Here is a 23,116-nt window from a genome sequence, read left to right on the forward strand (position 1 = left end):
TCGCCTTGTCCGGTGCCCCGAGACGGCCTTCAGCATGAGGCAAAGGCGCCCCTTTAATTCCCGGCCGCTAGGATTAAAATGACTATCAGAACGCAATAGTCATTTTTTTGGAGGCTGAGGAATGGAGCGCATGGCAGAGAGTGCGCCAGGCAACAGAGCGGGGGCCGCCAAGGCGGGCACCAAAGCGGGCGGTGGTCACGCAGGGGCGGCGCTGGTCGTCATTCTCGCGATGACATTCATGGAGATTCTCGACGGCACTATCGTAAACGTCGCACTTCCCTCCATGCAGCAGGAACTCGGGGTGGATATGGCGTCCATCCAGTGGGTCGCAAGCATCTACAGCATCGTGACCTGCGCGGCGCTCCTCGTGTTCGGACGCCTCGGCGATATGTTCGGCAAGGTGCGCATCTTCCAGGTCGGCGTGGCACTCTTCACCGCGGGGTCGGCGCTCTGTGCGCTTTCGGGAACGTTCGAGATGCTTGTCGTTGCTCGCGCCGTCCAGTCGCTTGGCGGCGCGGCGTCACTCGCCAACAACCAGGGCATCATCACCGAGACCTTCCCAGACAGCCGCGGCCGCGCGCTCGGGCTCGTGGCGACGTTCACCGCGCTCGGCGCCATGTGCGGCCCCACGCTCGGCGGTCTCATCGTGGCGACGCTTCCGTGGGAGTTCATCTTCATCATCAACCTGCCCATTGGCCTCATCTCGTTTGTCGTCGGGCTCAAGGTGCTCAGCAACCGTCACCCTGTGCACCGCCCGTCGTTCGATGCGCTCGGCACGGTGCTGCTCATCCCCTCCATCCTGTTAATCTTCTTCGCCATTACGCTCACGGAACGCGGGGTCACGCCCTTTACCATCGGCATGCTTGCGTGCGGGATCGGGCTGCTCGTCGCCTTCGTCGTGGTGGAGAACCATGCGAAGTCTCCGCTCGTAACACTTGGCGTCTTTCGCGACGTTCGCTTCGTCATCGACCTCATCAACATGGCGCTCGTTTTCCTCGCCATGGCGGCCTATACGTTCATCTTCCCGTATTACCTGCAGGAGGCGCGCGGCATCGGCGCGGGTGTAGCTGGCCTTATCATGGCGTGCTATCCGCTCGTCAACTCCATCGTAGGCCCCATCTCGGGCGCCGTGTCGGACAAGGTGGGGTGCGAAAAGCCCACGCTCGTGGGGCAGATCATCTACACCTGCGGGCTCGCCATCATGGGCTTCGTGGCGCTCGATACGCCGCTCTTCGTGCTCATTCCCTGCATCATGTTTACCTCGCTTGGTAGCGCCATCTTCCAAGCCCCCAACAACTCCATGGTGATGGGGCACGCGCCCGAGGGATCGCTTGGCTTCGTGGGGTCGCTCGGCAACCTCATGAGGTACCTGGGACAGTCCGTGGGCATCACGGTGGGTTCGGCGCTGCTCTACGGCGGCATGTCGCAGTCGATCGGCTATCCGGTCACAAGCTATATCGAAGGGCGCCCGGATGTGTTCATGGACGGCATGCATCTTGCGTTCCACGTGGTTGCGGTCATCGTGCTCGTTAGCGTGGCGCTCGCGTTCGTTCGCGAGTGGCTGAACTATCGGGAGCGCCGCGCCAAAGCGGTTGCGACCGACGCCTCGGCGCGCTAACGGAGTGATGGTCGAATGCCAGCTATTTTTACGCAGCAGAACCGAGACGAGCTGTATCGCCGCATGATCGATGCGGGCTGGGACCAACTGGTGCGAAACGGGATCCGCTCCCTGCGCGTGGAGCAGGTCGCAGCGGCCGTGGGCATAGCCAAGGGCACGTTCTACCACTTCTTTGACTCCAAGGACGACTTCATCTACGCCATGCTCATAGAGAATCGCCAGCACGCGGTGGACGTGCTCGAGCGCACGCGCGAGGAGGCGGGCGCTCCGCTCGATCGCGCGCGCATGCGCTCGTGGCTCGAGCTTCTTTGGCGGTCGGATCGAAACATCTTCCGCATCGCAACGGCTGAGGAGTACCGTTATCTCGTGCGAAGTCTGCCCGATGAACGGACGCTCGATCCCGCGTCCGACGGCGCGCTCGTGCGCTGGATCGTGAATGAGGTTGCCGACGCGCGGCCTGGGGTGGATGTCGCCGCCGTGCAGAACCTGCAGTTCGCGCTCGCGCTCACGCTGCTCAACCGTAGTCTTCTGCGTGCCGAGGCGCTGGAGTGCACCGTCGATGCCCTGATCGACGACACATTGGATGAGCTATTCGGCAGGTCTGGTTAAGCGCTGTCTGTCCTTGGATTCGGGCAGGGTTTTCGGGTGGGCCGCTGCTCGTGAGCGTTTGGAGCGCAGGTCTCGCGGCACATGAGGTCGGTGCGGAGGTCGCGCTTCGTTAGTTCTTGCGACGCTTGTTGCATGCCGGCCGGCAGCAGACACTCGCGAACACGTACACACAGTAGCCGAAGAGCGCGGCGCATCCGGCACCGAGGAACACTCCGGCGAGAGCGATCGGGGTTATCTCGTGCATGACATGGTCTCCTTCCCGTGGCGGGCTCAAGGTGTTCGACACCCGCAGGATTCATGGTCGGAAGCCCGAATTCTTCCCCGCATGTTTCATCTGAAACATGCGAAATGCGGACGAATCCAAGATTCCAGGCAGCGACATACAAGTGTTACGGGGGCTCCACGGGCATGCCCTGCTGTCGAATTCAGTACAGCATGTGAGCGGTAAAGGCGGCATTAAGCTCGAGCGCCTGGATATTAAAATGTCATAAAGATGCAGGTAGTCAACGCATTACCCATGAAGGGCGAACGCGTTGCACCCCGCGTTGCCGCGCTATACTGGGGAGCGACGCGAAGGGAGGCGGCGGATGGGCAAGGTGAACGTACGGGCACCGCGACGCGAAGGAAGAATGGCGGCGCGTCTTGGCGCCATGTGCGTGCTCCTGGCGTCATCGACCGCGATCGGGCTCGGTTTTCATGAGCTGGGCTTTACCGATTCGAGCATCATCTCGCTTTACATCCTGTCGACCCTGCTCACCGCTACGGTCACATCGGGGCGCATGTACACGCTGCTTTCGTCTGCGCTCTCGGTGGTGCTCTACAATTTCTACTTCGTCGTGCCGCGCTTTTCGTTCGAGTCGCTCGACACGAGCTACCTCGTCACGTTCGCCATCATGTTCGTCGCTGCCATCGTTGCCTCGGAGCTCACGAACCACATTGCGAGAAACGCCCGCGAGGCGCGGCGGACGGCCTATCGCACGAGCGTGCTCCTTGAGACGAACCAGCTGCTTCAGCAGGCGGATGATCCCGAAAGCATTGCACGGATAGCTTTGAGTCAGCTCTTGAAGCTCCTTGATTGCCCGGTAGCGTTTTACCCCGCTGAGGGGGACGGCCTCGGATCTCCGCTGGTGGGCAATGGGGACGATGAGGCGATGCGAGCGGCAACCGCCGAAAACGCCCGCGTGGATGCATTGCGCGCGTTCCGGTCTGCCAAACCCTCGGACGGCGCCGCTTCGGCCGCCGATTCGCTCGCCCCTGCGCCGCCCGTGTCTGCCGAGGCTTCAGAAATCGTTTCCATTCCCATGGGAGACGGCATATTCCTGCCCGTGCGCACGCATGATGAGGCATTCGGTGTGGTCGGCATTCGTGCTGCCGAGCGCGACATCGACTCGTTCGAGCTCTCCATCGCTCGTTCGATCATCGGTGAGTGCGCGCTCGAGCTCGCTCGAGAACGGGAGGCGCGCGAGCGTGAAGAGGCCGCTGTGCTTGCGCGCAACGAGCAGCTCCGAGCGAACCTGTTGCGCTCGCTTGGACATGACCTGCGCACGCCGCTCACGGCGATCTCGGGTGCCGCGGCGATTCTACGCGATGATTCCGACCGTCTTGCACCCGAGCAGCGTCGTGCGCTTTTGGACGACGTGTACCACGACTCGCTTTGGCTCATCGATATGGTCGAGAACCTGCTCACCATCACGCATTTCGATGAGGGCACCATCAAGCTCACCTTGAACTCCGAGCTCATCGACGACATCTTCGAAGCCGCCGTGTCGCACCTTGCGAACCAAGCGGGTGGGCACCGTATCGTCATCGAGCCCGCGGAAGAGATTCTCCTCGTGCGCATCGATGCGAGCCTCATCATCCAGGTGCTCACGAATCTCGTGGGCAACGCCATCAAGTACACCCCGGCAGGTTCGACCATCCAGCTGAGCGCTCGGCGCGAGGGGGCGTTCGTGCGCGTGACGGTTGCAGACGACGGGCCGGGCGTGGCGGACGACGACAAACCACACGTGTTCGATCGCTTCTATTCCGGTGCGAAGGCAGAGCGACCGGCAGACGCGCAGCGGAGCTTCGGCTTGGGGCTCGCGCTCTGCCGTTCCATCGTCGAGGCGCATGGCGGCGCTATCGAGGTGCACGACAACGTGCCCCATGGCGCCGTCTTTTCGTTCACGCTTCCCGCAGAGGAGGTTGCGATTCATGGATAAGGAATCGAAATGGGCGGCATCGGCCGGTGCGGATGGTGCGGTGCTCTCCGTCCTTGTGGTAGAAGACGATGCGGCGGTGCGTCGTCTTATCGCGACAGCTCTTGCCATGCATGGCTACCATGTGGAGGTCGCCGCTACAGGTGAGGCGGCGATTCTCGAGGCGGCGTCGCATGGCCCAGAACTCGTCCTGCTCGATCTGGGCCTTCCGGATGTGGACGGCATTGCCGTCATCAAGAAGCTGCGCTCATGGTCGAACGTGCCGATCATCGTGATTTCGGCGCGCATCGAGGAAGCGGACAAGATCGAAGCGCTCGATACGGGAGCGGACGACTATCTCACGAAGCCGTTTTCCGTGGAAGAGCTTCTCGCTCGCGTGCGTGCCTGGCAACGACGTGCTCGCATGTCGCTCGGTGACGACCCGGGCGAGAGCGTGTTCGAGAACGGTCCTTTGCGCGTGGACTATGCGGCGGGATGCGCGTATCTAAACGGTGAAGAGCTGCATCTCACGCCCATCGAGTACAAATTGCTTGTGCTCATGTGCAAAAACGTGGGAAAGGTGCTCACCCACACGTACCTTACGCACGAGATTTGGGGCACGTCGTGGGACTCCGACATCGCGAGCCTGCGCGTCTTCATGGCGACACTTCGGAAGAAGATCGAGCGCGACCCGTCGCAACCGAAGCTCATTCAGACGCATGTGGGCGTTGGTTACCGCATGCAGCGGCTGTAAAGCTGCAGTCGCACCAGGCACCCCCGACCGGCTGCGCAGGGTGCCCGAGGTTGCCGCGAAAGCCGAGCGCGCACGCCTTCGTGCGGCGCCCGAAGGCTTGAACGGCAAGATCGGGCACCCTGCGCAGCCGGGCATTAAGATGCCACAAAGATATGGCCAAACCCCTTGAAGCTGCTTTTTCCCGTGACTAAGATGCTTTCGCAATCGCGGATGTGCTGCCGGCACTCCGCGATCAGGGAAGGAGAGGTTTCATGGGAAGCAGTTTGGGCTCAGGTGCCCCGGCATCCGTCGCCGCAACGGATCTGGATGCGCTCGATGCCATCCGCAAGGCACCCATCGACGGCGTGTTCGGCGAACTTGAGACGGCGCGCGTAGGACTCGCCTCGGACGAGGCGGCCGTACGCCAGGGGCGCTTCGGAAAAAACGTCATCCAAAGCGAAAAGAAGAAGTCGCCCGTCATTGCGTTCCTCGCGAACTTCACACACCTCATGGCGGTGCTTTTGTGGGTCGCGGGCACCATCGCGTTCATCGCGGGGCTCCCGGAGCTTGGCGTCGCAGTGTGGCTCGTGAACATCATCAACGGCGTGTTCAGCTTCTGGCAGGAGGCGCGTGCGAGCCAGGCGACCGAGGCGCTTAAGAAGATGCTGCCGGCCTATGCCACGGTGATTCGCGACGGCCAGGAGCAGAAGATCCTGGCAGAAGACCTCGTGCCGGGCGACGTCATGCTCCTTGCCGAGGGCGACAAGATCTCTGCAGACGCGCGCGTCATCGCGAGTTCAGACTTGCAGGTGAACCAATCCACGTTGAACGGCGAATCCACCCCGTCCCGCAAGACCGCGGACGCGGTGCTCGAAGAGGGGCTTTCCGCCGCGGAGATTCCCAACCTCGTCTTCGCGGGCACGAGCGTGTCTGAGGGCAACGGCCGCGCCGTGGTGTTCCGCATTGGCATGGACACGGAGTTCGGCAAGATCGCGAGCCTCACGCAGAACATGCAGGCGGCGGAGAGCCCGCTCACGCGTCAGCTCAACCGCCTCACGAAGCAGGTCACGATCTTTGCCATGTGCATGGGCATCGCGTTCTTCTGCCTGTCCCTGTTCGTGGTGCACGAGCCGTTCGCGTCTTCGTTCATCTTCGCGCTCGGCATGGTCGTGGCATTCATTCCCGAAGGCTTGCTGCCCACGGTGACGCTTTCGCTCGCTATGGCGGTGCAGCGCATGAGTCGCCGGAACGCCCTGGTGAAGAAGCTCGATTCCGTGGAGGCGCTTGGCTCCACGAGCGTGATCTGCACGGATAAGACCGGTACGCTCACGCAGAACGAGATGACCGTGAACCATCTGTGGACGGCGACGCGCGAATACGAGATCACTGGCGTGGGGTACGCGCCCGAGGGTCAGATAGAAGCCGAGGGACGCAGTTGGCGCGCTGTGGACGATGCCGACCTCGAGCTCTTGCTCGAAGGCGGCATGCTCTGCGGCAACGCGCGCCTCGCCGAGCCGGAAGAGGAGGGCAAGCGCTACGAGGTTTACGGTGACCCCACGGAGGCATGCCTCATCGTTTCCGCGCAGAAGGGCGGCATCGATCGCGCCGAGCTCGAGGCGCGTATGCCCCGCGTGAAGGAGCTGCCGTTCGAGAGCCGCCGCAAGCGCATGACGACCGTGCATGCTCTTGAGTACCCGCTGGACGGGGCGCGCCGCATCGCGTTCACGAAGGGCGCACCGAACGAGGTCGTGCGGCTTTCGACCCATGTTCGTGTGAACGGCGTGGTCGAGCCTATGACCGAGGAGCTCCGCCAACGCATCATGGAGGCGAACGACACGTACGCCGCCGACGGCCTGCGCGTGCTCGCGGTGGCGTACCGCCCGCTCGACGGTGCGAACGCGGAGGCGGGTGTCCCCGATGCCATGAGCGATTACACGACCGAGAATATCGAGTGCAACCTCACCTTCGTGGGGCTCGAGGTCATGATGGATCCGCCTCGTCCCGAAGTCGCGGCGGCTGTGGCAGAGTGCCATCGCGCGGGTATCCGCATCGTCATGATCACGGGCGACTACGGTCTCACCGCGGCGAGCATCGCGCGGCGCCTGAAGATCGTGGAGGGCGAGGGACTATCCGTCATCTCGGGTTTCGAGCTTTCGAAGATGGGCGATGAAGAGCTCAAGGAGAAGCTCGCCGGCCAAGTTGTCTTCGCCCGCATGGCACCCGAGCAGAAGCTCCGTGTGGTCACGGCGCTCCAGGAGATGGGCGAGATCGTGGCCGTGACGGGTGACGGCGTGAACGATGCTCCCGCGCTCAAGAAAGCCGATATCGGTGTAGCCATGGGCATCACCGGTACCGATGTGGCGAAGGAGGCGGCCGATATGATCTTGACGGACGATAACTTCGCCTCGATCGTCGCCGCGATCGAGGAAGGGCGCGCGGTCTACAGCAACATCCGCAAATTCTTGCTCTACATCTTGAACTCCAATGCGCCCGAAGCGGTGCCGAACGCGGTCTACCTGCTCTCGGGTGGTGCCGTGCCGTTGCCGCTCACAACCATGCAGATCCTTACCATCGATCTGGGTACGGACATGCTGCCGGCGCTGGGTCTGGGCACTGAACCGCCGGAGGAGACCATCATGGATCAGCCCCCGCGCGACCCCAACGAGCGCCTGCTCAACCGCCGCGTACTCGTGAAGGCCTTCCTGTGGTATGGCCTTATGGCCTCGATCGTCGCCATGGCGGGCTATTTCCTGGTGAACCTGCTCGCCGGTTGGCCGGGGATCCCGCTCGCCGGCTTGGGCAACGATAGCGACCCGGTGTACATCCAGGCAACGACCATGACGCTTGCAGGCATCATCTTCGCGCAGATCGGCCAGGTCATGAACTGCCGCACCGAGACCACCTCGGTATTCAAGATCGGTCTCTTCTCGAACCGCCGCATCCTCATAGGCATCGTGTTCGAAGTGGTGCTGCTCGTGATCCTCACCACGTTCCCGCCGCTGCAGGGTGTGTTCCACACCGCGCCGTTGGCTTGGCAGGATTATGCGTTCCTCTGCTGCATCCCGCCCGTGGTCATCGCCATCGAGGATATTCGCAAAGCATGGTTGCGCCGCCGCGAACGGGCGCGTGTCGCCGCGAAGCGCTAGAGTTGAGGGTACACACCATCTGAAAGGTGGAGATTATGAACGTCATTATCGTAGGCATGGGCTTCATCGGATCGGGGCTCGCGTGGAAGCTCGCGCGGCAGGGGTTTTCGGTCACGGCGGTCGACCAAGATCAGAAAGCACTCGATGCGCTGGGCGATTCGTTCCCCGGCAAACGCGTGTGCGGCATCGGCCTCGATCGCGATGTGCTTCTGCGCGCGGGAATCGACCGCACGGATGCCGTCGTTTCCTGCATGCGCTCCGACGAGGCGAACATCGTGGTGGCGCACGTCGCCCGCTCGACGTTTCGCGTGCCCCGCGTCATCGCGCGTCTGCACGATCTTACGAAGGCCGATACGTACCGTCGCCTGAACATCCAGACGGTCTCGCCCAATGCCTGGGGCATCGCGCGCATCGGCGAGCTCCTTACCTATAACCACCTCGATAACGTGTTCGAAGTGGGATCGGGCGATGTGCGCCTGGTTCGCGCGGACGTGCCGGCGCTGCTCGACGGCGCCACGGTGCGCGAGATCTCCGCGCTCGGCGAGGTGCAGGTCGTGAGCGTCTCGCACGATAACGAAACGTTCATCCCCACGCAGGGCACCGTGCTCGCCGCCGGCGACATCATCTACGCTGCCGTGGCGACCTCTGCCAGCAGGAAGTTCAAGCAGATGCTCGGCATCACCGATTAGGAGGAATCATGCAGGTCATCATTGTCGGCGGCGGCAAGACCGGCGCCCATCTCGCCTCCCGCCTCACGGACGACGGCATCGCGGTCACGGTCATCGAGCAGCGCGCTGAAGTCGTCGAGCGCGTGCGTCAGATATGCCCGAACGTTTCCGTTATCGAGGGGAGTGGTTCGGATCCCGAGGTCTTGGAGCGCGCGGGCGTGCGCATCGCGGATGCTGTCGCGGCTGTGACGGGATTGGACGAGACGAACCTCGTGACGTCGATGCTCGCGAAGATGGAATATGCGGTGCCGCGCGTTGTGGCGCGTGTGAACAATCCGGCGAACGCGTGGATGTTCACGGCGGTGAACGGTGTGGACGTGGGTGTGAACCAGGCTGAAATCACGGCGCGCTTCGTGATTGAGGGCATGGACGTGCATGACATGTACACGCTCATGAAGCTCGGTCGAGACGAGCACAGCATCGTACAGGTGGCGGTGGGTGCGCATGCCCGCGTGGCAGGACTTGCCCTCAAGGACATCCCGTTCCCGGCGGAGACCATCGTGACCGCCGTGGAGCATGGGGGCAACCTCATCGTGCCGAACGGTGATACCGTCTTGGAGTCGGGCGATGAGGCGATCATCTTCACGAGCGAGGAAGGCCGCGACGAGATTCGCCGCCTCTTCTCATAAAGGCAGCGTGCGGCTACCTCGCTTCAGAACGGGTCGTTTCGCTTCGGCATCCGTGCTAAGCTATTCAGCCGGATAAGAAAGCGAGGTAGCCATGCGTACCGATGATTTCGATTACAACCTGCCCGAGGAGCTCATAGCCCAGGCACCGGCGGAGCCGCGCGATTCGTGCCGCCTGCTGGTGCTGCACCGCGGCGAACCGCTTGCGACCACGGGCGAGACCGTGCCGCTTGCTCATGGCGGCAGCGTGGAGCACCGTCACTTCTACGACATCATCGACTATCTGGAGCCTGGCGACCTGCTCGTGGCGAACGAGACGCGCGTGATGCCGGCGCGTCTCATCGGGCGCAAGGCGAAGACGGGCGGTATGGCCGAGACGCTCTTGCTCACCCGCCGCGAGGACCAGGATTCGCTTGGTCATGTGTGGGAATGCCTTGTGAGCCCTGGCAAGCGCCTCAAGCCCGGTGCGGTCATCGAATACCGCGCGGGCGGTCCGCACGCGCCCGAAAGCGCGCCCGTGGTACTTGTGGGGGAAGTGCTTGACTTCGTGCCCGATAGCCGCGGCGGACGTCTCGTGCGCTTCACGCCGCAGGGCGAGAACGCATCGGGCGCGTCGCGCACGCTCGACGAGGCGATCCATGCCGCGGGGCACGTGCCGCTGCCGCCCTACATCACCGATTACGAAGGCGACCCCGAGAAGTACCAGACCGTCTACGCCATGAGCGAAGAGCATTCCGCCGCAGCTCCCACGGCCGGGCTCCATTTCACGCCCGAGCTCATCGAGCGCATCAAGCAGAAGGGGGTCGGCTGGGCGACGGTCGAGCTCGAGGTGGGGATCGACACCTTCCGCCTTGTGGAGGAGGACGATCCCACCGAGCACGTCATGCATACCGAGCGCTACCACGTGCCGCAGTCGGTTGTAGATGCCGTGCACGCCACCAAGGCGGCGGGGCACCGCGTGATCGCTGTGGGCACGACGGCGGTGCGCTCGCTTGAGAGCGCGTGGGACGCTCAGGCAGCCGCGTCCGAGCCCCCTGTTGTCGCGCGCCGGTTCGAGAATGCTCCCGGCTCGGCGGTGGAGGGCATGGGCGATATCGTCGCTCGGGAGAACGCGACGACGAATCTTTACCTCATGCCTGGTTCTACCTACCATGTGGTCGACGCGCTTATCACGAACTTCCACGTGCCGCGTTCGACCCTCATGATGCTTGTCTCGGCTCTCGCCACGCGCGAGCAGATCATGGATGCCTATCGCGAGGCCGTGCGGGAGCGTTACCGCTTCTTCTCGTTCGGCGACGCCATGCTCATCGAGTAGCCTCGCCCGCTGCCTGGGGCTCTCGGACGCGGGCCTTGTCTCGGCGCTTGCGCGGGCGGAAAGATGCTGACGTTGCAAAAAGCGGATGCCTGCGGCCCCGATGTCCGCAGGGGCGTATATCATTGGTAGAGAGAGATTCATTCGTCTACGATCGACATGGGAGAGAACGATGGTTGACGATTTCGATACCAAGATTGATGACATGGAAAACGAGCAGGACGGCGTCTTGGAGGGCGCTGCCGACGTCGATGCGCTTGCCTCTGATTCTGCCGCGGCCACTGCTAACGAGGTCGATGCGCCCGAGGGAACCGCAGCGGCCGATGCGCCCGAGGACGCGGGTGCGGCGGCGGATGATGCGCCTCGCATCCCCGAGTTCCTGCAGCATCCCGTCACGGGGGCTGCGCCCCGCACATCCCAGGTGGTAGACGAGGAGCCCGTGCCAACCGAGGAAGCTCCTGGGGCCTCGCCGGTCGAGGCGGTCGGTTCCTTCTTCTCCGAGGGCGCCGCGGCGGTGCGTGAGATGAGCGCCGCCCGCAAGGCGCATGCCGAAGCGCGCGAGCAGCTCGAGCAGCTCGATGCAACGATCGCCGGCGAAGAGACGGAGCTCGCTCATCGGCGTGAGGTCGCCGCAAACTACCATGCGATCATATCCAGCGAAACCGCGCGTCGCGACGGCGCGACCAAAGCCGAACAGGCGGCGGAGGCCGAGCAAGCGCGCATCCAGGGCGAAATCGATGCGCTCAAAGAGCGTTTGCAGCAGATGAAGGACGCGGACTCCCAAACCGAGAAGCGCCTCAAGGCAGCCCTCGATGCCGCGGAGGCGCGGGAGGCCTCCTCGCGCGAGAACGGCGCGCGCCTGCAGCGCCGGCTCGACGATGCGAAACGGAACCTCGAGAAGGCCGAGGAGGATCAGAAAAATGGCGTTGCCGCCGCGCAGGCGGCGGTGGAAAGCGCCGAGTCTCGCCTCGCTATGCTCCACGACGAGTATGCCGAGGTCCAGCGCAACCCCTCGGCAAATTCCGCTGCCTACAGCGTGCGCGCCGACGAGTTGCAGACAGAGATTTCCGATGCTGCCCACGAGTTACAGTCCGCACGGGACGACCTTCCCCGCATCACGCAGGAGCTTGAAGACGCCCTCGTCCATGCTCGAAAGGCGGTTTCCGAGGCCGAGAAGCCCATGGACGACGCGAAGCAGGCCTTCCGCGAGGTGAGCTCTGCCGCAGACGAGGCGCGCAACACCTACCGCGAGGCGAAGGATGACGCGACGGAACGCCAGCGCAAGCTGAAGGAAGAGATCTCCGGCAAGGAAAAGGAGCGCCGCGCGCAGGAGCAGGCTGCCGAGGACGCCCGCGAGGAGGCGTCCGAAGCCCAGGCGCTCATTGACGAGGCGAACGATATCCATGCGCATCCCGAGGTTACCGAGACGATTGCCGCGCGCCTCGAGGCGGACCGGGCGGAGCGCGAGGAGCAGGCCGTTGAGGTGGAACAGCTCGCGAGCACAGAGAAGGCGGTGCGTGAGCGCACGCGTGGATCGCGCGCGAGGTTCATCGGCGCCATCGTGGGCATCGTGGTGCTCGTGGTTGCCGTTATTGCGCTCGTCATCGTGTTCATGAACCGATAGCTCACGTCTGTGCGCAGATCGATTATCGCGGTGGGCCTGTAGCCTCGTAGCTGCAGGCTCGCTGCTTCGCGCTTCGCCCCCGAAACCCTCTGAAGCTGCGGCGTTCTTCGTGCTGCCCCTTGACTTGGAGTTCACTCCACCATCTACCATAGGTGGCGACATGGCCATGGGTGCCATGAGACGGCAAGCTCACATAACAGAGGGGATGCGCATGCTGTACAAGGATTTTCAGGGGCTCAAGCTTTCGGCGCTCGGTATGGGTGCCATGCGCCTGCCGGTGATCGACGGCGACGATGCCAAGATCGACCAAGCCGCTACGCAGGAGATGGTCGATTACGCTATCGAGCACGGCATCAACTACTTCGACACCGCGTGGGGCTACCACGGTGGGCAGTCCGAGATTGCCATGGGCAAGGCGCTCAGCAAGTATCCCCGCGATTCGTTTTACCTTGCTACGAAGTTCCCCGGCTACGACCTTTCCAACATGGACAAGGTCGAGGAAATCTTTGAGAAGCAGCTCGAAAAGACGGGGATGGAGTACTTCGACTTCTACCTCATCCACAACGTCTGCGAGATGAACATCGATGACTATCTCGACACCAAGCACGGCATCATGGATTACCTGCTCGACCAGAAAGACGCTGGGCGCATCAAGCACCTGGGCTTCTCGGCGCATGGTGCCATTCCGGTGATGGAGCGCTTCATCGATTTCTATGGCGAATACCTTGAGTTCTGCCAGATCCAGCTCAACTATCTGGACTGGGAGTTCCAAGATGCATGCGGCAAGGTGGAGCTGTGCGCCAAGCACGGCCTGCCCGTGTGGGTCATGGAGCCGGTTCGCGGCGGCAAGCTTGCTAACCTGCCCGAGGCCGATGCGGCGCGCCTCACGGAGCTTCGTCCGGACGAGAAGCCCGTTGCCTGGGCATTCCGTTTCATCCAGGGCATTCCCGAGGTGTGCGTGACCCTTTCCGGCATGTCCAACTTCGAGCAGATGCGCGAGAACATCGCCACGTTTGAGGAGGAAAAGCCTCTCAACGACGAAGAACGGGCAGCGCTCCAGCAGGTCGTCGACGGCATGACCGCTCAGCACACGGTTCCGTGTACCGCGTGCCATTACTGCACGAGCCATTGCCCCATGGGACTCGATATCCCGAAGCTTCTCGAGATGTACAACGAGGCCATGGTCACCGGAGGCGCGGGCGGGTTCATTCCGAGCATGTTCGTGGGGACGCTTCCCGAGGACAAGCGTCCGAGCGCCTGCATTGGGTGTGGGAGCTGCGAGGCGGTGTGCCCGCAGCAGATCAATATCCCCGATACGCTTGCAGACTTCGCCTCGAAGCTTGCCGGATAGGAGCAGCCTCGCTGGCGGTAGGGGATTGAGCCGTAGTTGGATGAGGCCCTGCAGCTTTGGTGGCAGTTGCTATGCCGTTCGCCGCCATTTCTCAACCGTTTGCGGACTCGCTCAGGTTGTCGAGGTGTTCGTGCATGGGAATGGGTTTACGGGGAACATATAGCAATGAACATCCAAGTCGCTTCAGGAAAGCAAGCGACGACCGAAGGAGGCGAGTCCAATGGGTACAGAAGACATAGCACAAGCATTCGGGCTCGTTGCCTGGGGTCTTGAGGCTTAACCGTTGTGGGTACGCAGAGGCGACCCGTTGGATTCCGTCAGAGCATGGAAGCGAGCTGTTGAGAAGACCTTAGAACGACCGGGTGCATCTATAGCTTGTGCGCGTTCGGCTGGTCCTGGGGGACAAAGTGGACGCAATGACGAATAGATGCATTGGGGTGAGTCCAAAGTATTGAACAGGCCGAGGGGCGGCGCAGCAGAGGAGGCGCCGCCCCTCGCTTTGTGCCGTTCTGGGTCATTCTGGTCATTCTGGGACGGGTTTGTTTTGACTCGTTTTGACCCCGCTCGCGAATGAGTCAATATGGGACGGGTTTGTTTTGACTCATTCACAGCGATAGCTCAAGACGGCCCCGTCTCAAAACGGTAGTCTCAAAACGGCGCGATTTCGGCGCGAGCGAAGCCGATCTATCGATTGAACCAACGGTCTGCATGGCGGCCTATAACCGCGATCAAGCTTGATGCGGCAATCGTGATGATAGCGCTCAGGGGCGTGAGCCATCCAGCTCCGGCGAGGGCGATGAGCATCATCGCATCGCATAGCAGGCAATTCCAAACATAGATGTGCGAAAGGATGGACCTCGTCAAACGCATGCCGAGGGATTTTTCTTGCTGCATGTGCTCGAGCAGATGGGCGCTTATGTCACCGATGGTTTTGAGCCCATTACGGCGCGTGTATCTGAGGTAGGGAATGAAGGACATGATCCAGATGCCGAGCACGAAGGCCTCTGCCACCGCTATTGACAGCTCCTCTTCATGATTGGGGGCGTTTGCTGCGAAGAGACCTAAGAGATAAGAGGAGACCCAGCATACTTGCATGAGGAAGAAGATTGCCAGAAAACGGCGTGAATCGGCATCGAAGCGCTCGATGATATGAGGGGCGTCGTCACCGATGAGGGCATCGACCGAGGTATCAAAGGCTGTGGCGATGGCTTTAAGGCTCGCGATATCTGGAAGGGTCTTGTTGCGCTCCCAATTGGATACCGTTTGACGGCTCACCTTGCAGGCAGCGGCAAGCGCTTCCTGCTTCATGCCGTTCGCTTGGCGATGCTCTCGGATGCGTGTGCCGATTTCCATAGCTTGTCCCTTTGTGGCTCGCCGAATGTCCCTGCGGCACCAGTATGGCTCTTCGTATGGCGCGTGCCGCTGAGTATCGCGTCAAAATGCTTTGACATATCGGTCATTCTGGGACGGGGTCATTTTGACCCGCCCGCTGCGAATGAGTCAAAACAACCCCGTCCCATATTGGCTCAGTAGCCGAGGTCCTCCCCGATGAGCACCACGCGGATGCGTCCATCGTGGCGGCTGTGGCGCGTGACCACCACGTTGCAGCACATGCAGCGCTCTGCATGGCATTCCGAACAGACGCCCGCAACCTCGCATGGCGTGTTGGTGTGCAGGCGCGCGGCATTGAGCGGGCAGGTCACCGTTCGAATGCGCTTGATACCGGCTTCCACGTCTGCCACGAGCTTGTTCATCCCTGCGAGCACCACCACGTGCGCGGGGCCGTGCAGAAGGAGCGACAGGCGGTCGGAGTTGCCGTCGATGTTAACGAGCTCACCGTTCAGCGTGAGGGCGTTGGCGCTCATAAAGAACCAATCCGCCGAAGTGCGGTTGCGCCACATCTCGCGTTGTTCCTCGGGCGTGGTTGCGGTGGTGCGGTCGAGCATGCGGTAGCAGCCCGCGTTCTCGAGAGTCGCCTTCATGCCGGTTTCCTTGAACGTCTCGCTGCCGCCCCAGGTTACGGAGTCGCCTTCGTGCATCCAGGAGCGCACAAGCTCCACGGCCTCGGCGCTCGTGGCGCAGAAATGTCCCTGCATGCCATGGCGCTCGAGTTTCTTGATAACGGTCGATGCGGTGGTGCGATATGCTGCGAGTGCGGTTTCGGTGCTTTTGGCCATAGGTGCTTCCCTTCGGTTGGCGCCGCGCTGAATAAGGCCTATGGTACGAGAAATGCCGGCCACATGCTTTTGTCATCTCGAGCTGTAATCTTGAGCATATGGAAACATCAGGCGATTGAAGCGCGCGGAATCACCAGCCGAGCGACCCCAGCCGATGTACTGGGCCTGCAGGCTTTCCCAGGTGCATCGTCGATCGGGATGGTCGGTGTAGTTGCGTCTGGGTATGATGTGTTGAACTGAGTGGATGTGGACGAAGGGTCTGGTTCATGGCAAAAAGATGGCTGGAGCTCCTGCGCGAGAACAAGCGCGTGGCGATCGTGGCGGCATGCACCATCGTGTTTCTCGTGCTTCTGGAAGATGTTCTCGAGGGCGGGCTTATCAAACTCGATGAGGCCGCGTATATGCTCATTGTCGAGCATCTGCGCACCGATTGGCTCACGCCTATCATGGAGTCCATCTCGGCGCTTGCCACACCGGTCACCCTCTTGGTGATGCTTTTGCTCATCGTCGCCTTCGCGCCGGGCAGGCGGCCGGGCGCGTGCTGCGCACTTAACCTAGCACTCGTGGTGGTGCTCAACCAGGTGCTCAAGTTCCTCGTCCAACGGCCTAGGCCAGAGGGTTTTCGCCTTGCGGCAGAAACGGGGTTCAGTTTTCCCTCGGGCCACTCGATGGCCGCGATGGCGTTCTTCGGCCTGCTCATTTGGATGGTCTGGCACTACGAGCGCGATCGTGCGGTGCGCATCGGGTGCTCGGTGGCGCTTGCGGCGCTCATTGTCGCTGTGGGCGTAAGCCGCATCTATTTAGGTGTTCACTATGCGTCAGACGTGGTGGCGGGCTTCTGCGTGAGCCTCGCCTGGCTTGCCTTCTATACGCGTGCGGTGGCGCCGCTCTTTTTGGGAGAGGCACCGGCGAGGGAGGCGAAGGCGAAGGACTCGGATTAACCCGCGGCCTGTTTTTGCCAAAATTGTCGTACTTTTTATAGAAAATAGGCAATAGAAAGCTATAAAGTTTACGACAATTTTCGGGGCGAACGGGGCGAGTGCCGGCCGGCTCCCCATGCTTCGAGTCGAATCGCGGGTATGCCAGAATTTGATGGTGTGAGGCGCGGGCGAGGGAAAGGGTCGAGCAGCCCGCTATACTGGTTCATCATCGAAGCGACAGGCGAGCGGGCGCACGCGCTTATGGGAGCACGTCCGCTCGCCCAGAACGAGACCGAGACGAGAAACGCGAGGCCCCATGGACCAGAGCCTATTCACCTACGACATCATCGCCGAAGACTCCAAGACGCATGCGCGCGCGGGCGTGCTGCACACGCCGCACGGCGACATCGAGACACCTATCTTCATGCCGGTGGGCACGCGCGCCACGGTGAAGGGCGTGCCGTGGGAGACGGTCAAGGACCTGGGCGCGCAGATCGTCCTCTCTAACACCTACCACTTGGCCATGCGCCCCGGCGCGGACCTCATCGACGAGATGGGCGGTCTCCACAGCTTCATGAACTGGCACGGCCCCATCCTCACCGATTCGGGTGGGTTCCAGATCTTCAGCCACTCCGACGCCGTGAAGCTCTCGGACAAGGGCGTGCGCTTCATCGCCACCGACTACGACGGCAGCCACGTGTTCTGGAGCCCCGAAGACAATATGGCCATCGCGCAGAAGCTCGGCTCCGACATCTGCATGCAGCTCGACCAGTGCATCGGTTACCCGGCGGAGCGCCGCGACGTGCAGCGCGCCATGGATCTCTCGAGCCGTTGGGCGGAGCGCTGCTACAAGGCGCATACTCGCCCTGACCAGGCGCTCTTCGGTATCGTGCAGGGCGGCATGCATCTGGATCTGCGCATCAGGTCGCTCGAGCGGCTGGAGGAGATGGGCAACTTCCCGGGCTACGGCATCGGTGGCTATTCGGTGGGCGAGGACCACGAGACCATGTTCGAGTCCCTCGAGCCGCTCGCCGCGGAGTACATGCCCAAGGGCAAGCCGCGCTACCTCATGGGCGTGGGCAACCCCACCACGCTCGTCCGCGGCGTGGCGTGCGGCATCGATATGTTCGATTGCGTGCTGCCCACGCGCACAGGCCGCATGGGCACGGCGTTCTCCAGCGAGGGGCGCTTGAACTTCCGCAACGCCCGCTTCGCGCACGATGGCGGCCCCGTCGACCCGCAGTGCACCTGCCCTGTGTGCACCGGCGGCTACACGCGTGCGCACATCCGGCACATGGTCACGGTCAAGGAGATGCTCGGCGGCATCTTGCTCTCCATGCACAACATCTATTACCTGCTCGCCCTCATGCGCCGCGCGCGCCAGGCCATCATCGACGGCACCTACAGCGAGTTCGTGAACGATTGGATGGCCTCGCCGGCAGCGAAGGATTACTAGGAGGCCGCTTGCGTCGATTGCTCGGAGCCTTGCTCGCTTTCGCGCCAGAATACGAGTGCGGTCTTCACCGGGGGTCCGTAGACGAGTGAGGACGTAACGAGCTTCCAGCCTTGGAGCTCCATCTCGTTCGCCTTCTCGGTGATCGCGTCTGCCGTGTCTTCGGCGAAGGCGCGCTGCCTGACCAGCTCCGTACGATACATGCTGCCTCCCCGGGGTCGGCGCCTGCATACCTTGTTGCTGATATACCCAAACGGGTCAAAACGGGACGGGGTTGTTTTGTGCGCGTGCAAAACAACCCCGTCCCATTTTGACTCACTCCAGGTCGGAGAGCTCGCCCATGTCTTCGATGTGGATGGACGAGGCGTCTACGAGCGTATCGGGGGCTGCGATCTGCCCTTCGAGGGTGCTTGGGATATGGCCGTCTAGTTGCCCGCGGATGCTCTGGGCGCGAAGCAGGCAGAACGCCTCAAGGGTATCCACGCCCAGCTGGAAGTCCTCGAAACTAATAAACGCCGTGGGATCTTCTGCGACATAAGGAGCGATGAGCTCCTCTGCCTGGCGCACCGTCGTCTGCAGGCGCCCACTCTCCACGTAATCCTGTACGAGCTCGTCAAGGTAGCCGTGGTAGTGTTCGCGGTAATCGCCGTGAGCCATGAGGTTGGTGAAGAGCGGTCGCTCGGCAAGCACCTCGGGTGCTGCCGGCGTATCGATGGGCAGGTTCACGTAGGCGCTGGCATCGTCCGGCAGCTCAGCTCGTCCGAGGGCGTAGGTGCCGAAGGCCAGGTTATAGTCCCAGGGGAGCATCGCCAGGCGTCCGTCCTCCTCGTAAAGGAAGTAGTTGTGGCCCGTGCTTCCCAGGTAGCTGTCGAGATTCGCCACGAAGGTCTGCACGGCGAAGTACCTCAGCACCTCATCGACGTCCACTGAGCGCTCGATCTCGTCGCGCTCTCCTGTGGCCAGCGCCTTGAGTGCGTCTACCACGCGCTTTTCGTCCACCGCCGTCGCATCGAAGCGAGCGCTTTCGAGGATTCCCGGGTAGGATGCGGGGTCGTCGTTCACGTAGCGCAGTGCCACATCGGCGTTTTCGTCATCGAGAGAGCGGTAGTCGGGTTTGTAGAGCATGCCGTGCCCCTCGCCCCATACGCGCTCGGCGAAGGCATCCTCCGGCTCCTCGATGGCAAGGAACAGCCCCCAGGCCTCGCCGTTAACGCTCACCTGCACAAAGCTCGTTGCGGGCGTAGGGACACCCATGAAGCGCATCATGTCGAGGGCGAGGTAGGTCTTAAGGTAGCTGTTGTCTTGGAAGGATGCGTCGAGCGAGAGTTTGTCCAGGCCGTGGTAGGTGAGCCCCGTATCGAAGTGATCGAATTCGATCTTGAGGCTGTAGCGCGAAAGCCCACGCTCTGCGATGTGCCCGAGCGAGTTGTTCCCCTTGGCGCGCAGCCCCACCCCTGTGAACGTCTCGCCATCGATCGCCACGTCGCACCGGGAATAGCTCTCGGTCGTCGCGGTGGCGAGGAAGGCGTCCCAATCATCAATCTGGATGTCGATGCTGTGCACGCGATCCTGCTGGAAGAGCAGGTCGAGGTAATCGTCGTCGCGTGCGGGTGTGATGATGCCCGCCACGCCGGCAGCGTAGAGTCCGCCGGTGAACAGGATGGCGCAGGCGAGTGCCGCGATGCAGACGGCGTCGATGAAGCGCGACCCGAGCATAGGGCTAGCCTAGGTAGTCGCCGTTGTAGGAAACGAGGCTGGCGTCGCTGACGCCATCGATGGCGCAGAGGGCATCGATGAACGCCGTCTCGCCGTCCTTGAGCCTGACCTCATAGGTGAGGTCGAGCGCACCTGTGCCCTCATCTGCGGCGGAGCGGTCTTTCGCCTTGAGGACATGCCGCTTGGTGCTCGATGCCACGAGCGCCTCGACTGCTCGCTCGGCGGTATCTACCGTCTCGCCCGAGCAGCGCACAACGAGCATAAACGGCCGGTCCATGGTGCGGGTGTTGGCGAAGATGAGGAGCACGAGGCCGATTGCGATGCAGCCGACGACGGCAAGGAATAGCAGGCCCGCGGCGAGCACGATGCCCACCGCGATGCACCAGAACAGAAACACGATATCCATGGGCTCCTTGACCGGCGTGCGGAAGCGCACGATGGATAGGGCGCCCACCATGCCGAGCGAGAGCAAGACGTTGCTTGACACCGCAAGGATCACCAGCGTCGTGATGAGCGTAAGCGCCACGAGCGTGGCCTCGAAGCTCGTGGAGTGCATGACGTTCGTGCTCGTCTTCTTGTAGATAAGCACGATGAACAGGCCGAGCGCGCAGGCGAGCGCGAGCGCGAGGATGGCGTCGAGTGGGGGCACCGCATCGATGCGGTCGAGAAACGATGACTTGAAGATGTCGTTGAAGGTCATGGAATCGCCTTACGTCGAATGGTTGCTTGGGCGGTGCTGCTTGGGCGGTGGTTGCCCGGGTGGTGATTGCCTGGTTTGGCTCCCGGCGCTCACGCGCAGGGTCGCCATTCAAGCTGCGTGCGGTGCCCACTATTCAAGCCGCCGCGCGAGCGCATATTTGGAGTGAGCTACGCGCACGGCGCCGGGCACTTGTATGGCGTCGCGCACGATGTCGGGAAGGTAGGCGTCGTATTTCACCTCCAGCACGACGGCGCCCGGAGCATAGGGGACGAGAAGCCGGCTAGGGTCGAAGAAGCTCTCGGGGTGTCTGCACGACCGCATGCGAGCATCGAGGGTGACGCGAACGTTGCCCGGCTCGAACGTGAATGCTTCGCGTTCATAGGCTACGACGACGCAAGGGCGTAGCCCCAAGACGCGCTGGGCAGCTTTGAACTCTTCAAGCACCGGATCGTTACTGACTTCTCTGGCCGGGGCGGGGGAGAGACTGTGCTCATGCCGCCCTTTCTGCTCCCGCGGTGTGCCTCGGCTCGGTATCGCAAGGCTTCGGGCTTCGCACGGGGTGAGCCATGAAGCGTGCTTCGAGCCGGCGCCATTCCGCTTCACCTTCTTTTCCAGACGAATGACGCGCTTCGCGCCATCCATTGCGAGCGGCTCGGTTCCATACGCGCGCATGCGCCATTTCGCCCGCGACGTGAACCCCTCGTGCTTCTCACGCAGAGCGTCGTCGAAGGGCGTGTCGAAATAGAGGCTGCGCACGGTGTAGCGCCCGTCGGGCCCGGCATGCTCGTCCCGAGGGAAGAGCATGCCGAGGCGTTTTGCGAGCAGGAGGGCTTCGTGCGGCGGGAGCTCGAATTTAAGCTCGTGTCGCTGTTTCGTGCGCGCCGGCAGCATCAATCGTCGTACCCGCTGTTGTTGCTGTCGTAGCTCGAGTTGCCCCCGCTGTCATAGCCGGAGTTATTGCTGTCGTATCCGGAATTGCCGCTATAGCCGGAGTTGCCTCCGTAGTTCGAGTTGCCGTAGTTCGAGTTGCCCCCTGAGGGTGCTGGCGTCGAGGATCCGCCGCCGGACGAACCGCCCGAAGAAGTGCTTCCTGAAGATCCGCCTGACGAGCCGCCGGAGCCACCGGAGCTGCCGGATGAGCTGCCGCCGGAGCTACCCGACGACGTGGCGGGCGGGGCGGTGGGCGCTGGCTCCTGGTAATCGGTGACGCCGTCGTTCAGCGGACCGTAGTCGGAGTCGTAGTAATCGGTGACGCCGTCGTTTTCGGGGCCGTAGTCAGAATCGCTATAGTTGGTCCACCCATAGTTGCTCGAACCGGTGACCTGCATGGACGCGGCCTTGTTCTGGCCGATGACGTAGGTTTGGGAATCGCTCACGATATTCTTGAGAAAATCGTTCGCCGGCAAAGACGACCCGTCCTCTACCTCGAGGTCGATCGTGTTGCCCTCGCCTTCAACCTCCTCGACGAAATAGCCCGCCTCATTGATGCGCGCGATGAGGGTGGAGACCGCTGTGCGGCATTCCTGCCCTTCCAGCGCGCTCAGGTCGAGCCCCATGTTCTCGGCATCGGCGTTGAGCGCCTCCACGCCCACGACCATGCCGTCTGCATCGTAATGGATGGCGAATTCGGGATTCACGCGCAAGATGAGCGTGCCGCCGCCCTCAGGATAGGGAAGTTCTTCGGGCTCGGTCGCTGCCGCGGCGGGCGCTTGCGCTGGCGCCTGTGTGCCGCTCCAGATGGCAAAGAGTGCTCCGCCGCCAACGATCACAGCGAGCAGCGTGGCGAGCACGATGGTGAGTTGTTTGTTCGTCATGTTGTTCACCCCTCGGTCGTCTAGGCGTATTCGCCGGGTTATCCCAGCGAATGGCTTCCCTTGCGCAGGAAGTCGGTTGCCCTACCAGGGGTAGCCGCCTCTCTTATAGCATGCCCGTGGGGGCATTATGATGCGCGGCCCTGTAAGCGCTTTGTAAGGTCTTGCGTGGCGACCACTTGCCGGCCCTTTGCCTCCGTTCGCCGATTCTCCGGATGCACTTTTTGCAGCTCGGGCGGCATTAATCCGGGGGAGGAGATTCATTTTTCTCGATTCAGACGAAAAGCGTCCGGCACCGGTGAAGGCCCCCGGCCGGGAAGGCTGGTTGCAGATGGCTTTGGAGGGCTCGAGCCTAGGGCGGCGCGCTATCTGAAGCATTCAGGCCCAGTTGGATGCCATCGCTCGTCCGTTCCTG

Annotated in this window: 20 protein-coding genes; 12 read left to right on the plus strand and 8 right to left on the minus strand. The window is 62.4% G+C overall.

Features of this window, described 5'->3' with window-relative positions; translation table 11 throughout:
• Window positions 1–130 precede the first annotated feature (130 nt).
• On the plus strand, window positions 131–1,618 hold the full coding sequence (locus tag HGEM_RS03225; protein ID WP_230197210.1) for an MFS transporter: 1,488 nt from the start codon (window positions 131–133) through the stop codon (window positions 1,616–1,618).
• Window positions 1,619–1,633: 15 nt separating this feature from the next.
• Window positions 1,634–2,227: a TetR/AcrR family transcriptional regulator gene (locus HGEM_RS03230; protein ID WP_019127970.1), complete on the plus strand. Its 594-nt coding sequence runs from the start codon at window positions 1,634–1,636 to the stop codon at window positions 2,225–2,227.
• A 109-nt stretch (window positions 2,228–2,336) separates the two neighbouring features.
• On the opposite strand, the gene HGEM_RS10590 is transcribed toward HGEM_RS03230, so the two are convergent.
• Window positions 2,337–2,471 carry a hypothetical protein gene (locus tag HGEM_RS10590; protein ID WP_019127971.1) on the minus strand — a complete coding sequence of 45 codons (135 nt, stop codon included), beginning with the start codon at window positions 2,469–2,471 and terminating at the stop codon, window positions 2,337–2,339.
• Window positions 2,472–2,856: 385 nt separating this feature from the next.
• On the opposite strand from HGEM_RS10590, the gene HGEM_RS03235 reads away from it, so the two are divergent.
• The 8 genes from HGEM_RS03235 (at window position 2,857) to HGEM_RS03270 (ending at window position 13,924) form a co-directional block, all read left to right on the plus strand.
• A complete protein-coding gene (locus tag HGEM_RS03235) occupies window positions 2,857–4,428 on the plus strand; it encodes an ATP-binding protein (protein ID WP_019127972.1) in 1,572 nt (523 codons plus the stop codon).
• Window positions 4,421–5,158 carry a response regulator gene (locus tag HGEM_RS03240; RefSeq protein WP_019127973.1) on the plus strand — a complete coding sequence of 246 codons (738 nt, stop codon included), beginning with the start codon at window positions 4,421–4,423 and terminating at the stop codon, window positions 5,156–5,158. The genes HGEM_RS03235 and HGEM_RS03240 overlap by 8 nt, the downstream gene beginning before the upstream one ends.
• Window positions 5,159–5,409: 251 nt before the next feature.
• Window positions 5,410–8,283: a cation-translocating P-type ATPase gene (locus HGEM_RS03245; protein WP_019127974.1), complete on the plus strand. Its 2,874-nt coding sequence runs from the start codon at window positions 5,410–5,412 to the stop codon at window positions 8,281–8,283.
• Window positions 8,284–8,318: 35 nt separating this feature from the next.
• Window positions 8,319–8,972: a potassium channel family protein gene (locus HGEM_RS03250; RefSeq protein ID WP_019127975.1), complete on the plus strand. Its 654-nt coding sequence runs from the start codon at window positions 8,319–8,321 to the stop codon at window positions 8,970–8,972.
• 8 nt (window positions 8,973–8,980) lie between these two features.
• On the plus strand, window positions 8,981–9,640 hold the full coding sequence (locus tag HGEM_RS03255; RefSeq protein ID WP_019127976.1) for an NAD-binding protein: 660 nt from the start codon (window positions 8,981–8,983) through the stop codon (window positions 9,638–9,640).
• A gap of 91 nt (window positions 9,641–9,731) precedes the next feature.
• Window positions 9,732–10,952: a tRNA preQ1(34) S-adenosylmethionine ribosyltransferase-isomerase QueA gene (gene queA, locus HGEM_RS03260; RefSeq protein ID WP_019127977.1), complete on the plus strand. Its 1,221-nt coding sequence runs from the start codon at window positions 9,732–9,734 to the stop codon at window positions 10,950–10,952.
• A 169-nt stretch (window positions 10,953–11,121) separates the two neighbouring features.
• Window positions 11,122–12,573 (plus strand): coiled-coil domain-containing protein, encoded by a 1,452-nt coding sequence (locus HGEM_RS03265; RefSeq protein WP_019127978.1) that lies wholly within the window; start codon window positions 11,122–11,124, stop codon window positions 12,571–12,573.
• 211 nt (window positions 12,574–12,784) lie between these two features.
• Entirely contained in the window at window positions 12,785–13,924 is a 1,140-nt protein-coding gene (locus HGEM_RS03270) for an aldo/keto reductase (protein WP_019127979.1), read from the plus strand.
• 684 nt (window positions 13,925–14,608) lie between these two features.
• Here HGEM_RS03270 and HGEM_RS09670 read toward each other — a convergent pair.
• Window positions 14,609–15,277 carry a helix-turn-helix domain-containing protein gene (locus HGEM_RS09670; protein ID WP_019127980.1) on the minus strand — a complete coding sequence of 223 codons (669 nt, stop codon included), beginning with the start codon at window positions 15,275–15,277 and terminating at the stop codon, window positions 14,609–14,611.
• Between the two features lie 173 nt (window positions 15,278–15,450).
• Window positions 15,451–16,101, minus strand: coding sequence for a lactate utilization protein (locus HGEM_RS03280; protein ID WP_019127981.1), 651 nt, complete (start codon window positions 16,099–16,101; stop codon window positions 15,451–15,453).
• A 266-nt stretch (window positions 16,102–16,367) separates the two neighbouring features.
• Between HGEM_RS03280 and HGEM_RS03285 the strand changes: the two genes are divergently transcribed.
• Window positions 16,368–17,042 carry a phosphatase PAP2 family protein gene (locus HGEM_RS03285; protein ID WP_019127982.1) on the plus strand — a complete coding sequence of 225 codons (675 nt, stop codon included), beginning with the start codon at window positions 16,368–16,370 and terminating at the stop codon, window positions 17,040–17,042.
• 295 nt (window positions 17,043–17,337) lie between these two features.
• Window positions 17,338–18,477, plus strand: coding sequence for a tRNA guanosine(34) transglycosylase Tgt (tgt, locus tag HGEM_RS03290; RefSeq protein WP_019127983.1), 1,140 nt, complete (start codon window positions 17,338–17,340; stop codon window positions 18,475–18,477).
• Here the strand turns inward: tgt and HGEM_RS03295 are convergent.
• The 5 genes from HGEM_RS03295 to HGEM_RS10215 form a co-directional block, all read right to left on the minus strand.
• Window positions 18,474–18,677, minus strand: a complete 204-nt coding sequence (locus HGEM_RS03295) for a hypothetical protein (protein WP_019127984.1) — start codon at window positions 18,675–18,677, stop codon at window positions 18,474–18,476. The two genes, tgt and HGEM_RS03295, sit on opposite strands and share 4 nt — an antisense overlap.
• 112 nt (window positions 18,678–18,789) lie before the next feature.
• Window positions 18,790–20,190 carry a CotH kinase family protein gene (locus tag HGEM_RS03300; RefSeq protein ID WP_019127985.1) on the minus strand — a complete coding sequence of 467 codons (1,401 nt, stop codon included), beginning with the start codon at window positions 20,188–20,190 and terminating at the stop codon, window positions 18,790–18,792.
• Between the two features lie 4 nt (window positions 20,191–20,194).
• Complete coding sequence (locus tag HGEM_RS03305) at window positions 20,195–20,890, minus strand: DUF4956 domain-containing protein (protein ID WP_019127986.1); 696 nt, start codon at window positions 20,888–20,890, stop codon at window positions 20,195–20,197.
• 129 nt (window positions 20,891–21,019) lie between these two features.
• Window positions 21,020–21,781, minus strand: a complete 762-nt coding sequence (locus HGEM_RS03310) for a polyphosphate polymerase domain-containing protein (protein ID WP_019127987.1) — start codon at window positions 21,779–21,781, stop codon at window positions 21,020–21,022.
• Entirely contained in the window at window positions 21,781–22,704 is a 924-nt protein-coding gene (locus HGEM_RS10215; RefSeq protein ID WP_019127988.1) for an anti-sigma-I factor RsgI family protein, read from the minus strand. The genes HGEM_RS03310 and HGEM_RS10215 overlap by 1 nt, the downstream gene beginning before the upstream one ends.
• Between the last annotated feature and the right edge of the window lie 412 nt (window positions 22,705–23,116).

The sequence above is a fragment of the Enorma massiliensis phI genome (assembly GCF_000311845.1).
GTDB classification, from domain to species: domain Bacteria; phylum Actinomycetota; class Coriobacteriia; order Coriobacteriales; family Coriobacteriaceae; genus Enorma; species Enorma massiliensis.

Coding starts and splice junctions, on each gene's coding strand:
- HGEM_RS03225 (WP_230197210.1), top strand. CDS start 131: ATGGCAGAGAGTGCGCCAGGCAACAGAGCGGGGGCCGCCAAGGCGGGC.
- HGEM_RS03230 (WP_019127970.1), top strand. CDS start 1,634: ATGCCAGCTATTTTTACGCAGCAGAACCGAGACGAGCTGTATCGCCGC.
- HGEM_RS10590 (WP_019127971.1), bottom strand. CDS start 2,471: ATGCACGAGATAACCCCGATCGCTCTCGCCGGAGTGTTCCTCGGTGCC.
- HGEM_RS03235 (WP_019127972.1), top strand. CDS start 2,857: ATGGCGGCGCGTCTTGGCGCCATGTGCGTGCTCCTGGCGTCATCGACC.
- HGEM_RS03240 (WP_019127973.1), top strand. CDS start 4,421: ATGGATAAGGAATCGAAATGGGCGGCATCGGCCGGTGCGGATGGTGCG.
- HGEM_RS03245 (WP_019127974.1), top strand. CDS start 5,410: ATGGGAAGCAGTTTGGGCTCAGGTGCCCCGGCATCCGTCGCCGCAACG.
- HGEM_RS03250 (WP_019127975.1), top strand. CDS start 8,319: ATGAACGTCATTATCGTAGGCATGGGCTTCATCGGATCGGGGCTCGCG.
- HGEM_RS03255 (WP_019127976.1), top strand. CDS start 8,981: ATGCAGGTCATCATTGTCGGCGGCGGCAAGACCGGCGCCCATCTCGCC.
- queA (WP_019127977.1), top strand. CDS start 9,732: ATGCGTACCGATGATTTCGATTACAACCTGCCCGAGGAGCTCATAGCC.
- HGEM_RS03265 (WP_019127978.1), top strand. CDS start 11,122: ATGGTTGACGATTTCGATACCAAGATTGATGACATGGAAAACGAGCAG.
- HGEM_RS03270 (WP_019127979.1), top strand. CDS start 12,785: ATGCTGTACAAGGATTTTCAGGGGCTCAAGCTTTCGGCGCTCGGTATG.
- HGEM_RS09670 (WP_019127980.1), bottom strand. CDS start 15,277: ATGGAAATCGGCACACGCATCCGAGAGCATCGCCAAGCGAACGGCATG.
- HGEM_RS03280 (WP_019127981.1), bottom strand. CDS start 16,101: ATGGCCAAAAGCACCGAAACCGCACTCGCAGCATATCGCACCACCGCA.
- HGEM_RS03285 (WP_019127982.1), top strand. CDS start 16,368: ATGGCAAAAAGATGGCTGGAGCTCCTGCGCGAGAACAAGCGCGTGGCG.
- tgt (WP_019127983.1), top strand. CDS start 17,338: ATGGACCAGAGCCTATTCACCTACGACATCATCGCCGAAGACTCCAAG.
- HGEM_RS03295 (WP_019127984.1), bottom strand. CDS start 18,677: ATGTATCGTACGGAGCTGGTCAGGCAGCGCGCCTTCGCCGAAGACACG.
- HGEM_RS03300 (WP_019127985.1), bottom strand. CDS start 20,190: ATGCTCGGGTCGCGCTTCATCGACGCCGTCTGCATCGCGGCACTCGCC.
- HGEM_RS03305 (WP_019127986.1), bottom strand. CDS start 20,890: ATGACCTTCAACGACATCTTCAAGTCATCGTTTCTCGACCGCATCGAT.
- HGEM_RS03310 (WP_019127987.1), bottom strand. CDS start 21,781: ATGCTGCCGGCGCGCACGAAACAGCGACACGAGCTTAAATTCGAGCTC.
- HGEM_RS10215 (WP_019127988.1), bottom strand. CDS start 22,704: ATGACGAACAAACAACTCACCATCGTGCTCGCCACGCTGCTCGCTGTG.